Genomic DNA, 13,368 nt, shown 5'->3' with positions numbered 1-13,368 from the left:
AATCAATCTAAATAAAAATCTCAGCTTGCATAAATAACTGTGCATAGCCTGAAATTTCGATAGATTGACCATCCTGAAGAGCACAAAACAATTTTCCACCGCGCGCTGATGCCTGATACCCGATAAGTTGTGTTTTACCCAGCTTTTCAGCCCATAGAGGCGCTAAACCTGTATGCATAGAACCTGTTACAGGATCTTCATCTATCCCTTTATGCGGGGCAAAATAGCGAGCCACATAATCATAATCATTTGAAGCTGCGGTAATGGTCACATCATAGCCTGCAGACTCCGCAGTTAATGCGGTACTCACATGATATTGTTCTGCAATTTTTCGGATATTGGCTAAGTTTGGTGTTGCATTTATCACGTCTTGTGCAGATTCACAAACTAAAATATACGCTTGCGCATTGAGATAGACTTCTTTAAAAGGCTGATCAATGACATGATTCAATAATTCTGGATAATCGATTACTTTTTGTGGCTGGCGAATCGGGAAATTCATCTGGATCTTTCCATCCTCAGCTTGCTGGATGATAAAAATACCCAAATCTTTAACATGAAAATGAATCGTCTTCGCTTGACTATAGTCTTTAAATAAAACAAAAGCTGAAGCTAAAGTTGCATGCCCACAAAAATCGACTTCAACTTGTGGTGTGAACCAGCGAATTTGATAATTTTCATCATCAATGCGTTTTACAAAAGCAGTTTCTGCCAAATTATTTTCTAAGGCAATATTTTGCATCAAAGCATCATCCAGCCAGTCATCTAAGACCAATACAGCAGCAGGGTTGCCCTTAAACAATTGTTGTGTAAAAGCATCAACTTGGTACATTTTCATTGTCAAAACTCCTCATTTTAATCTATTCTAAGTGATACTAAAAATGATTACAGATACAGTCTATGTTTTAAAATGGTTACAGTTAAAACTTGAGCTTGATCGTATAGACCATTTAAAATACAACTGTTTTATAGATTCATTTGAAGTTTATAACCTTTCCTAGATCAATAATTATGGAATAAGCACGATGAAAATAAGCATAAAACTCCAAAGCGTCGTTATAAGCAGCCTAATCCTATGTTCTCCACTGACTTTTGCAGCCGATACCATTTGGATTGCTGGAACCACACATAAAGGGACAGTGACCGTACCAATAGAGAATGGCCCTAATGTGGTTTGGAAATGCGATGGCACTGTATGTCGAATGTCTGGTCCTTGGGGCAATCAACTTTCAATAGACTCATGTCAAAGTTTAGTCTCCCGAATTGGGAAAATCACCTTCTATAAAAATTCTGCTGGAAAAATTTGGACAAAAAATTCCAAAGAATTGGCTGAGTGTAATCAAGCTGCAAAATAGAACCTTTTAGCGCCAGCAGGTCATCATATTTATCAGCAATATGATCGTGATAAACTGCTATTTATAGTCGAGAATACTCTGACTTGTTTTAATAAATCAGCGCTTAATGAATATGCGTTTAATGAATCAGAGTATGTTTGATAAACTTGAGTTGAAAAAAAACACCTAAATTTAATTTAGGTGTTTTTTATGGCGTTTAAATAATATAGAAAAATAGGTTAACTATGTTTTAACTCTTCTCTCTCATCTGAAAGTAAAATGCTTTGATCTGTCTGTCCCATCAATTGACTGGTCACAACACCTGCAGTCATCGAACCATCAACATTTAACGCGGTACGCCCCATATCAATCAAAGGCTCAATGGAAATCAGTAAAGCGACCAAAGTCACTGGTAAACCCATAATCGGTAAAACAATCAGTGCAGCAAAGGTTGCGCCACCACCGACACCTGCGACGCCAATTGAACTTAAAGTCACCACGCAAGCTAAAGTTAAAATCCAGATCGGATCAAGTGGATTAATCCCCACTGTTGGGGCAACCATCACCGCAAGCATCGCTGGATATAAACCCGCACAACCATTTTGCCCAATCGTTGTACCAAATGAAGCAGAAAAGCTGGCAATAGACTCAGGTACACCCAAACGGCGAGTTTGTGCTTCAATATTTAATGGAATACTTGCCGCACTCGAACGACTGGTAAAAGCAAAGGTTAATACAGGTAAAACCTTTTTAAAGAATCGGATTGGATTAACGCCTGTCAGCAGCAATACAATTGCATGTACTGCAAACATGATAGCTAGACCCAGATAAGAGGCAACCAAGAAACCACCGAGATTAACAATGTCAGCGGCTTTAGAACTTGCCACGACTTTCGTAATCAAGGCAAATACACCATAAGGTGTAAGCGTCATCACCAATCGAACTAACTTCATCACCCACGCTTGTAAAGTATCAATTGCAGTGACGATACGTTGCCCTTTTTCGGCATCATCTCTGATCAGGTTAAGCCCGGCCAAACCGAGCATCGTAGCAAAGATCACTACACTAATGATTGAGGTTGGATGTGCCCCAGTGAGTTCAGCAAATGGGTTTGTTGGCAAAAAAGATAAAATAAAATCAGGTACATTTAAGTCTGTGACTTTACCAATATATTCAGATTGAATTGCTTCAAGACGTGCTGTTTCCTGTGTCCCTTGTACAAGACCCGCCGCACTTAATCCAAATAGATTGACCACGAACACGCCAACCAAAGCGGCAATAAACGTGGTGATTAATAATGTACCAATGCTAAAAATACTAATCTTGCCTAATGAAGATGCATTATGTAACTTAATCACAGCACTCAGGATCGAGACCAGCACTAATGGCATCACCACCATTTGCAAAAGCTTAACATAACCATTTCCAACGATATTAAACCATTGAATAGACTCAGTTAAAATTTCAGAATTTGTACCATAAACCCAATGTAATCCTAGCCCAAATACCACACCTAAACATAAACCGGCAAACACTTTTTTAGCCAGACTCCAATCTGTCTTTCTGGTTTGCATCAGCAATATGATCAAGGCAATGAATATGACAATATTCAAAATGAGCGTATAGTTCATTCGAGTTCCAATAGTTTTGATCGTTTTATTATAAGCTTATTGTGAAATATCCAATAGTCTTTAGCATTTTTTGATATTTAAGTGTTGTTTTCTCAACATGCACTATTAATAATAAAAACATCACTTTAGCGCACTCATGAATTTTTTGTATAAGCTTATACAAATAAAGACTAACACTCAGAATATAGGCAATCTCATGAATTCACATATCCAAACTGTTGAACTTTCTAAAGCTTATCGCCTGTTAAATCACGGTCCAACCGTGCTTGTCTCAGCCCAGTATGAAAACCAAAACAATGTTATGGCAGCAGCTTGGGCTTGTGCCTTAGAACTTGTGCCTGCCAAAGTGAGTGTAGTTCTAGACAAAAGTACGAAAACTCGTGAATTAGTTGAAAAGTCAGGGCATTTCATCCTACAAGTACCGACACTCAAACAACTTAAGCTGGTACAACAATTAGGCTCAATCAGTCAGTTTAATGATCCTGAAAAACTCTCACACTGCCATACGCCACTTTTCCAATTTGAGGGATTTCATCTCCCTGCGGTTGAAGGCTGCGCTGCATGGTTGATCTGTGAACTGATTCCTGAACCGCATAATCAACAAAGCCATGATTTATTTATAGGCAAAGTCGTCGCTGCTTATGCGGATGATCGCGTATTTCGCAATGGCCACTGGTATTACCATGAAGTTGGCGCTGAATGGAAAAGCCTACATCATGTTGCAGGTGGACATTACTATACGATCGGAGATCCTGTAGATGCCAATCTCTAATCTATAGGCTTAATCCTTACGAAATTTGCTTGTCGATGGGCCAACCTGTTTTAAATCATGTTTAATTCATAATTGTTCAATAATCTAAACAGACTGAGCCCTTGATATTAATCATACATATCCTGTAATAAGCTGCGATTTTACCAACTGGTTAAGTTGTGTGAATAAGCCCTGATTATTCCCAAACTAAATACTGATTATTTATTGTCATTTTTTTAAATTCACCTTAAGGTAAATTAACGGAAAATGGATAATCTGCACAATGACCAAGATCGGATCGAATAAAATTCAGCTGAGTATCTTTCTATGCCTGTGTATGTGTTTAGGCATTGGCATTCTCCGATTTTCCTATACTGCATTATTGCCCTCTACCCGTCTTGCTTATCATTGGGACTCCAGTTTTGCCAGTATATTAAGCAGTGCAAATTTGTTGGGGTATTTAATTGGTGCATTTTGGGCAATGAAACTGCCTCAAAACTTTACCATGCCTCGATATATCATTTTGGCGGCATTTTCTGGAACGGTGAGTTTACTCAGTTGTGCTTTTTCAGGTCTTCCCGAAAGCTGGTATGTCTTTTGGCGTGTCATTTCAGGCATCAGTGGTGGCTTATTGATGATCCTAGCTCCCAGTATCGTTGCACATTGCAGCAAAGCTGAAGAACGTTTAACCATCAACTTTATTGGCTTTAGTGGTATTGGCATTGGGGTATTATTGGCAACCCTGTTTTTGCCTTATCTCGACAGAATCAACACACAATCTGCATGGATGATTTTATTTGCGTTCTCTGCTGTCATTTGTTTGATCATTGTTTATTTACTCAATCTGTTTAAAGATCATCTAGATCATATCAGCGTAGCAAACAATCAGACGGGGGCAGTCAATGGTATGTATTTTAGTTTGCTGATTGTCTATGCTTCAAGCGCTTTTGCCTATGTTCCCCACTCATTGTTTTGGATTGATTATCTTAAAAACACCCTACATCTTAATCTATATCTAATTAACTTGAATTGGATTTTGTATGGTTCAGGCAGTGCCTTAGGTGCAATCAGTGCTTACTTACTGGCACGAAAATTTGGCAATTTTACCGCATTAAAAATATTATATAGCCTATATGTTTTAGCGATCTTCATTGCGATTTTTTCAACCCATCCAATCCTTACCTATACCTCATCCTTTTTTACAGGTTTGCTTAATCCTGCTGTGGTTTTCCTTACTTCATATACCATTTTACATCTTTATCATGTGGCCTATAAAAAACTATGGAGCATAGCAACATTAGCTTTTGCCGTAACCCAATTGGTTGGTGGAATCTGTTTTAGTAGCTTGCAACATTGGGGTGTCTCCTATCATCAGCAATTTATACTTGCCTCATGTGTACTCGCTGTAGGTACAGCACAATTTTTTATCTATTCTCAAACCCATCAAGCACAACTGCATAAAAGCTAAAATAAATGATCATGTTGCATGAATCATATTGCTATTAAAAGCGTCTCCTCCCCTTTGAAGAAGATGAGGATGAGGGTGCTTTATCTTAATCTATGCTTTAAAAAAGGACAGATGAAAGAAGCCTAGTGCTTCGTTTTAGAATCGCGCCAATCTAAACACGCTAAGCCTTATCCATCGTAAAGTAACGGTTTTGCACAAAGAAATAATTTAAATATCAATCTCAAACACATAAGTTTTAGCTTTCACTTAAAGTACTTTGCTCACAGTTATTGACCATTTGGCATATAAATTGCTCTTTGTAATGCAGGGATGGCAAAGTCATAAAGGTTTTAAGATGAATACTGAAATTAAAAAAATTCAACCTGAAGATGAAGTTTTAAGTGCAGGAAAGAACCTGACATTTGGTTTACAGCATGTACTCACCATGTATGGTGGTCTGATTGCGGCACCTTTGGTCGTAGGTACGGCGATTGGTCTAAATGCAGCTGAAATTGCCTTATTAATTACGGCATCTATTCTTGTGGGTGGTTTGGCAACGTTACTACAAACGCTTGGACTAAAGTGGTTTGGTGCAAAACTTCCAATTGTACAAGGCACTTCATTTGCTGCTGTCGCAAGCATGATTGCAATTGGTACAACTGGGGGAAATATTCAAACGATTTTCGGTGCTGTGATTGTCAGTTCTATTTTCGGGATATTGATTACCCCCTTTTTCTCAAAAATAGTACGTTTCTTTCCACCGATTGTGACGGGTTCAATTATTACCATTATTGGAATTTCACTTTTACCTGTTGCAATCCGCTGGATTATGGGCGGTAACCCTAAAGCACCCGAATGGGGCTCCCTAGAAAATATAGGGATTGCAGCCTTTACCCTCGGTGTACTACTTGTGGTGAGCCGCTTTGGTTCAGCTACAATGGCGCGCCTAGGCGTACTCATTTCAATTATTGTTGGTGCAATTTTTACCATCCTGCTTGGTGTTGCCGACTTTTCAAAAGTGGGCAATGGTGATTTATTTGCTTTCCCACATCTATTTGCTTTTGGTCTACCCAGCTTTGAAATGTCCGCGATCTTAACCATGTGTATTGTGACCATCGTAATCCTTACTGAAACAACAGCCAGCCTTTTAGCGATTGGTGAAATTGTTGATACAAAAATGGATAGTCATCGTTTGGCAGATGGTTTAAGAGCAGACATGCTATCTTCTGCGATTGCGCCATTATTTGGTTCATTTATGCAATGTGCTTTTGTTCAAAACGTAGGACTGGTTGCCATTTCAGGGGTTAAAAGTCGTTTTGTGGTAGCAACAGGTGGTGCTATTTTAGTTGTACTGGGTTTATTACCGATTTTCGGACGCTTAATTGCTGCGATTCCAATGCCTGTTTTAGGTGGCGCAGGTATTGTTTTATTTGGTAGCGTTGCAGCAAGCGGTATTCGTACATTATCTAAAGTGGATTATCAAACCCAATCCAATCTTATCATTGTTGCTGTGTCGATCTGTGTCGGCTTAATTCCTTTAATCAGCCCTGATTTCTTTCATGCCTTTCCCAAAGTATTCCAAACCTTATTTCATTCAGGAATAAGTGCGACCTGTATAGCAGCAGTATTACTCAATATTTTCTTTAATCACCTTTCATTTGGTAAAAAACCTGTTCGATCTTCAGTCAAAAATGTACAAACGGCCATACATTAAGATAAAAAAAGCAGAGTTTTAATAAAAACTCTGCTTTTTTCTTTCTATTTAACTGCTAAGAACAGCAAATGATTGGATGCTTTTCTTAAAACCATTATTTTGTGGTTGGCATATGCTTTTTAATAAAAGCAACCAATTCAGGATTCTTTTCAACAATCGCTTGAGTATGACTCGCATCTTTCACAGGTAAGAATGTTACATCAGTACCCATATCTTTTAAGCGTTGTTGTAATGCTTCTGTGACAGGATAAGGTACAGCCATATCAGCAGTTCCCTGAATAATCATCACAGGACTATTAATTTTCTTGGTTGCAGGTTGGTTCTCAGCTAAGAATTTTTTTACCGTCGGATTTTCTTGGAAATTATCGACTAATCCAGGATAGTCTAAAACAGTTTTTCCTCCATTCTTAACAATATAATCACGGATATCATCGGCAAATTTATTATGCAATTCATCTAGACATAAGCCATTTTCACCCGTTGAACCTTCCGCAAATTCTGCAATATTTTTTGAACGATCTTTGAAAACTTCTCGATAATTAAACTTAGGTTCATAGGCAGTCACACCAACTGTGGTATAAGCAGCATATGCCAATAATTCAGCATAAACTTCAACAGCAGTACCTACTGGGGCTGTTCCAGCTTGTTCTTTTTGAAGGATATCTCGAATTGCTTGTGGCGCAACGACAGAAATAATATAACCCAAACTTGAGGCAGGTGCGCCTGCGACAGCACCTTTGTAGTTGGAGTCGGTATTGGAAAATTCAGCAGTTCCTAAAGAACCATGCCCACCCTGCGATTGGCCAACAGACATCCACTGACCATTGATCTGATTACCATAGCGCTCTTTATATGCTTTCACTGCATAAATCGCTGAATTTGCTTCACTCTTTAAATTTAGATATGGATGCATACCCGGTGTGCCCAAGCCTTCATAGTCTGGGGCAATAATCACATAACCCTCATTTAACAGGCTTTGTGCCATATTTTTAAATCGCGGATTAAATTTATTTCGACTTGGCGCACAACTATCACCCACACCGACTGTACCATGCTCCCAAACCACAACTTTCCAACCATCTGCAGGTCGTGTTGTTTTGGGAATGAAAACCATTGCTGTGGCTTTTTTGGTTTCACCAAGTACATTTGGCATATTATAAGTCATCACTTTGACTGATGTAGCCTCATTGATTACATCTGAATTATATGTATTTTCAGATACATAATTCTTATTTGAACCCCAGTTATTCCAGTTATTATCGTCATCATTACATGCAGTTAAAAATAATACTGAACCGCAGGTCATTGCCAATAATGTTCGTTTAAATAATGTTTTCATTCAAATTCCTCAGTTTTTATTGTTTGAACAACTCCGTGTTCAAGCTACTAATTAAACATAAAAAAAGGTATCTTGCTAGGATACTTTTAACCAAAGAGTAAAATAATATATAGATACAAATGCTTATCTTTAATTTAAATTAGATTAAACCAAATTCATGCAATAGAAACGCCAACATCAGTCATTAAACCATCCCACGGATTACGCAGAAATACATCATTATGGATCATAGAAATAGCTCAAAAAAAATGTGCTCTCGAATGCCAGTTGAGAGAGATAGTGATCATGCTTCGTAAATAGCCTTGATCAAAAGCCAATCAAATCTTCTTTAAAAGCGTATAAATGAGCATATATAAATATAAAAAAAAGCAGAGTTTCGATGGAAACCCTGCTTTTTATAAAAGGTCACTGACAATTTTAACTATAGATAAAACCAAATAATTTGATGATTTTCTAAAAACAATTATTTCGTAGTCGGCATATGTTTTTTAATAAAATCAACCAGTTCAGCATTCTTCTCCATAATCGCTCCAGTATGCGTTGCATCTTTCACAGCTAAGAATGTGACATCTGTTCCCATTGCTTTTAGGCCCTGTTGTAATTTATCTGTAACCGTATAAGGCACAGACGTATCAGCAGTTCCCTGAATAATCATCACAGGTGTATTAATTCTTTTCGTTGCGGGTTGATTATCTACCAAGAATTTTTTCAAGGTCGGATTCTCTTGGAAATTATCAATTAAGCCTGGATAATCTAAAACGGTTTTACCTGCATTTTTAGCGGTATAGTCATTAATATCATCGACAAATTTTTTCTGCAAATCAACAAAGCATAAACCGTTCTCCCCCGTTGAACCTTCTGCTAATGCAACAATACTTTTTGAACGCTCTTTAAACACATCTCGATAATTAAACTTAGGCTCATAAGCAGTCACACCAACAACAGCAAAAGATGTATAGGTCAATAACGTAGCATAAACTCCAGCTGCAGTACCTACTGGTTTTTTCCCTGTTTGCTCATCTTGAAGAATACCTTGAATCGCTTTCGGTGCAACATCAGCAATGATCTCCCCCAAACTTGAGGCTGGTGCGCCTGCCACAGCACCTTTATAGTTGGCATCATTATTGGAAAATTCTGCTGTACCTAAAGACGCTTGTCCGCCCTGAGATTGCCCGACCGACATCCATTGACCATTGATTTTATTACCATAACGCTCTTTATATGCTTTCACTGCATAAATTGCTGAGTTTGCTTCGCTCTTTAGATTTAAATATGGATGCATACCTGGCGTGCCCAAGCCTTCATAATCAGGGGCGAGAATCACATAGCCTTCTTTTAATAAGCTCTGTGCCATCGGTATAAATCGATCACTAATTTCATTTCTACTCGGTGCGCAACCATCACCCACACCTACAGTACCATGCTCCCAAACCACTACCTTCCAACCATCAGTAGGTCTCTTGGTTTTTGGAACAAAAACCATAGCTGTAGCTTTCTTAGTTCCTCCAAGTACATAGGGCATATTATAGGTCATGACTTTGATTGATTCAGCCTCAGGCATGCGACCTAAATTATAGGTACTTTCAGACACATAATCTTTATTTGAACCCCAGTTATCCTTGTTATCATCATCATTACATGCAGTTAAGAATAATGCTGAACCGCAAGTTATTGCCAATAGGGTTTGTTTAAATATTGCTTTCATTACAAATTCCTCAATTTTTTTATTGTTTGAACAGCTCCGTGTTCACCCTTAATTAAGCATAAATAAATGCGTCTTGCTACAATATTTTTTAATAAAACAGAGGAATATCTCACATTTATAAATTATTATTTTTCTTTATCTCGTGAAATTTCATCAATATTTCGTATTATTATAAATACAGATGAAATTTCAAAAGTGGTTTATTTTAATAATTTAAAATCAAAATAATGCAATAAAAATACCAACAAAAATGATTAAACCAACCCAACGGTTATGTCTAAATGCCCAAAAGCATAGTTGTGGATCGCGCGCTTTGGTTTTTGTCCATTGATAAATAAAATCCGCAACAACCAATAACAAGGCAATCAAGCCAAATGGAATCAATATATTTTCTAAATACAATGCTGTGCCAATCAACAAGACACTGGTCAATTGCAATAAAGAGATGATCTGAATATCGTATTTTCCAAAAAGAATGGCAGTTGATTTCACGCCAATTTTTAAATCATATTCACGATCTGTAATTGCATATTGGGTATCATATGCCACCGTCCATGCTAAATTGCCAAAATAAAGCAACCAACAGGTCCAGTCTAAAGGTTTTCCCATTGCGGTAAACGACATAGGGATTCCCCAAGAAAATGCCATCCCTAAGACCACTTGTGGTAAATGGGTGTAACGCTTCATAAAGGGATAAATAAAGGCGAGGACTAATCCTGCAAGCGCGCAGTAAAAAGTTGCGATCGGTAAGAAAAATAAAGTACATGCGCTGGCGGCCACCAAACCAATAAACACCCAGACTGCTTCTTTGGCTGAGATCACCCCAGTAGCCAGTGGACGATTTTTAGTTCGTTCCACATGTGCATCTACTTTACGATCAGCAAAATCATTGATCGCACAACCAGCTGCGCGCATAAAAATTGTCCCTAAGACCATTGCAACCAGTGTCACAATATCGGGGATACCTTCTGCAGCAATCCATAATGCCCACATGGTCGGCCATAAAACCAATTCTGTCCCAACTGGTTTATCAAAACGACACAGATAATAATAAGCTTCTAAGCGTTGTTGCCAAGTGGTGTGTTGCGCGATCGACATGACAGTCCTTCAATACTCTATTTTGAAATATGCTGTTGTTGCAAAAATTGCTCAAAGGCAGGTAAAAAAGTTTCTTGAACAATAAATTTACAACCATGCCAAGTATAACAACTTTGACGTGTCCAACCTTCTGCTAATTTTAAAACACGCCGTTCACACAACGGATTGGTACGTTGAAATAAAAATTTTCCGATCGGCTTGGTTCGAATATGCTTAAACAAACGTGCTTTGCCATGGATACTGAGAATGGGAAAAATACTTTTTGCTTTTACCCATGGCTGTGCATCGCAACCAAATAAGTAACTTTCACGTACCCATGAGGTATGTTGCTGTGGCATCAGCATCCATTGACTATCCAGCACACTCATTCTTTGATAATGCTCTTGAATCGGTTGAACTTTAAAAACACCACCCGCGATATCAGTCAACTGCTGAGTCAGTGAACCTTGTGCATACAACCATGTTTTTAATTCAGGAGGAAACGTCTTATCCCGTATTGTGCATGATTGTTTCAATGTTCAGCCCTTCAAATTTTGGATGACTTAGTGTAACTGAAATTTTTTGTTTTGTTTAAATTGATCTGCTAAATACTAAATTTGCATGAATAATCCATCAAAAATAAAAACAATGAAACGCGAGATTCAAGTGAAAATTAAGATAACTTTATTTCATCCACTTCACACCAACTGGTTTTCTGTTTTAATCACTATTTTGATTTGTATCACTTTCTGCTACATTTTAAATATTAACACTGATCTCAGGTATTTTAGGGCCTCGCATAATGAATATAAAAACAGCACTACAACTCAGCATTTTATGCATTCCTTCAACATATAGCTTTGCACTTAACTTATCCAATTCACCGATTCAACAAGTCACACTGTATCCTACACTGGCAAAAATTGAACGAACCATTCCAGTACAAGCAGGAGAACAACTTGTCACATTGAATGGCCTTGCGGCAAACTTCAATATCGATCAACTGCAATATCAAAGTAGTAATATTGAAGTCAATGCGGTTTCTCATACAGATAGCGCACTGGATAAACCCGCTGGAAATGAGTCGTCTCAATTACGCAATAATATAGAGGATATTAAAAAGAAAATTTCTGAACAAAACTCAATTATTCAAGCGGCTGAATTACAAAATAAGTTTTTAGAAAATGTCATTAAAGGCTCTGCGCCAAAAGTACGTAAACAAGCGTATGAGGCCTTTATTGCGATTGATCAAGCCAAGGCAGAAAAAGAAAAGTTACAACAACGTTTACAAGAACTTGAACAAGACTTAAATGCCATTGGCGACAGCGAGTTTAACCAGCGCACACTTAAGTTTTATGTCAATGCCCCGCAACGTGGTGAAATTAAAATTAGCTATATGGTGCCTTATGCGCGTTGGCAACCGATATATAAAGCCGAATTAAATACCCAAACCAAGCAAATTAAACTCACCCGTATGGCAATGATTGCACAAAAAACTGGGGAAGACTGGAACAATGTTAAATTGGCATTGTCCACAGCAACACCGCAAAACTACGTTCAACAAGTGCAGCCACAACAATGGTGGGTCAACTATTATGAACCTGAACCTGTACGACCAATTTATCCCGTTGCACCAGCGCCTATGGCTTTAGCTGAAATGAGTTATGATGAAAAGTCGACTGCTAAGGCCAAAAAAGCCCCGCCTCAATTTCCACAATTTCAAGCAGCTGATTTAAATTTTAGCACTGAATTCCGTTCAGAGACCAAAGCATCCATTCCTAGCAGTCAACAGCAAATCTTTTTACCTTTAAGTACCGAACAATATGCCGCAAAACTTTCAGTTTGGGCAATTCCTAAGCAAAGCACTCAAGCGACAATTAACGCTGAAATTTCAAAGCTTGATCAAAATTGGCCTTCTGGAACAGTAAAACTCTATCGTGACGGCGACTATATTGGACAAAGAGCTTGGAGCAATAGCGCAGATGAAGCACTTCAAATGAGCTTTGGTACAGATGATCAAATTCAAGTTAAAGTGACTGATTTAACTGACAAGAAAAATCCAGTCAAAGGTACTCAATCTGAAACCATCCGAAAACAGCAATATTCAGTGCAAAACTTACATAGCTACCCAATTCAAGTTACGATTTTTGAAGCTGAACCACAAAGCCAGAACGGTAAACTCAGCACACAATCGACCTATAATATTCCACCGACTGCAACACAATGGAATGGGCAACCCAATATCAACCAATGGCAAATTGATTTAAATCCGAAGCAGATTTATAAATTAGATATCCAGCATCAATTTAAATATCCAAGCAAAGGAAGAACTTCAGGGTTTTAACTTGAAGTTTTTATACAAAATTTAGC

At 38.0% G+C, this 13,368-nt stretch carries 11 protein-coding genes; 5 read left to right on the top strand and 6 right to left on the bottom strand.

Annotated elements, in window-relative coordinates; translation table 11 throughout:
* Positions 1-7: 7 nt before the first annotated feature.
* A complete protein-coding gene (locus AC07U8_RS06585; RefSeq protein ID WP_270385463.1) occupies positions 8-838 on the bottom strand; it encodes a PhzF family phenazine biosynthesis protein in 831 nt (276 codons plus the stop codon).
* 187 nt (positions 839-1,025) lie between these two features.
* Between AC07U8_RS06585 and AC07U8_RS06580 the strand changes: the two genes are divergently transcribed.
* Positions 1,026-1,355 carry a DUF8200 family protein gene (locus tag AC07U8_RS06580; RefSeq protein ID WP_004820122.1) on the top strand — a complete coding sequence of 110 codons (330 nt, stop codon included), beginning with the start codon at positions 1,026-1,028 and terminating at the stop codon, positions 1,353-1,355.
* A 218-nt stretch (positions 1,356-1,573) separates the two neighbouring features.
* On the opposite strand, the gene AC07U8_RS06575 is transcribed toward AC07U8_RS06580, so the two are convergent.
* Complete coding sequence (locus AC07U8_RS06575) at positions 1,574-2,965, bottom strand: L-cystine transporter (protein WP_034612245.1); 1,392 nt, start codon at positions 2,963-2,965, stop codon at positions 1,574-1,576.
* 196 nt (positions 2,966-3,161) lie between these two features.
* Between AC07U8_RS06575 and AC07U8_RS06570 the strand changes: the two genes are divergently transcribed.
* From AC07U8_RS06570 to AC07U8_RS06560, 3 genes are all read left to right on the top strand, one after another.
* Positions 3,162-3,737, top strand: a complete 576-nt coding sequence (locus AC07U8_RS06570; protein ID WP_270385469.1) for a flavin reductase family protein — start codon at positions 3,162-3,164, stop codon at positions 3,735-3,737.
* 262 nt (positions 3,738-3,999) lie between these two features.
* Complete coding sequence (locus tag AC07U8_RS06565) at positions 4,000-5,184, top strand: YbfB/YjiJ family MFS transporter (protein ID WP_270385471.1); 1,185 nt, start codon at positions 4,000-4,002, stop codon at positions 5,182-5,184.
* Positions 5,185-5,518: 334 nt separating this feature from the next.
* Positions 5,519-6,877 carry a nucleobase:cation symporter-2 family protein gene (locus tag AC07U8_RS06560; protein WP_096735489.1) on the top strand — a complete coding sequence of 453 codons (1,359 nt, stop codon included), beginning with the start codon at positions 5,519-5,521 and terminating at the stop codon, positions 6,875-6,877.
* A 94-nt stretch (positions 6,878-6,971) separates the two neighbouring features.
* Here AC07U8_RS06560 and AC07U8_RS06555 read toward each other — a convergent pair whose 3' ends face one another.
* The 4 genes from AC07U8_RS06555 to AC07U8_RS06540 form a co-directional block, all read right to left on the bottom strand.
* Positions 6,972-8,216, bottom strand: coding sequence for an alpha/beta hydrolase family protein (locus AC07U8_RS06555; protein ID WP_270385477.1), 1,245 nt, complete (start codon positions 8,214-8,216; stop codon positions 6,972-6,974).
* 463 nt (positions 8,217-8,679) lie between these two features.
* Positions 8,680-9,921, bottom strand: a complete 1,242-nt coding sequence (locus AC07U8_RS06550) for an alpha/beta hydrolase family protein (RefSeq protein ID WP_270385480.1) — start codon at positions 9,919-9,921, stop codon at positions 8,680-8,682.
* Positions 9,922-10,140: 219 nt separating this feature from the next.
* Entirely contained in the window at positions 10,141-11,019 is an 879-nt protein-coding gene (gene ubiA / locus AC07U8_RS06545) for a 4-hydroxybenzoate octaprenyltransferase (protein WP_034612270.1), read from the bottom strand.
* 17 nt (positions 11,020-11,036) lie between these two features.
* On the bottom strand, positions 11,037-11,534 hold the full coding sequence (locus tag AC07U8_RS06540) for a chorismate--pyruvate lyase family protein (protein WP_051670999.1): 498 nt from the start codon (positions 11,532-11,534) through the stop codon (positions 11,037-11,039).
* Positions 11,535-11,800: 266 nt separating this feature from the next.
* On the opposite strand from AC07U8_RS06540, the gene AC07U8_RS06535 reads away from it, so the two are divergent.
* Complete coding sequence (locus tag AC07U8_RS06535) at positions 11,801-13,342, top strand: DUF4139 domain-containing protein (protein ID WP_096733608.1); 1,542 nt, start codon at positions 11,801-11,803, stop codon at positions 13,340-13,342.
* The last annotated feature ends 26 nt before the right edge of the window (positions 13,343-13,368 follow it).

The sequence above is a fragment of the Acinetobacter sp. GW821-FHT01E09 genome, assembly GCF_059422385.1.
The sequence above is the reverse complement of the archived record's forward strand: the minus strand, read 5'-3'. Positions and strand labels throughout refer to the sequence as shown.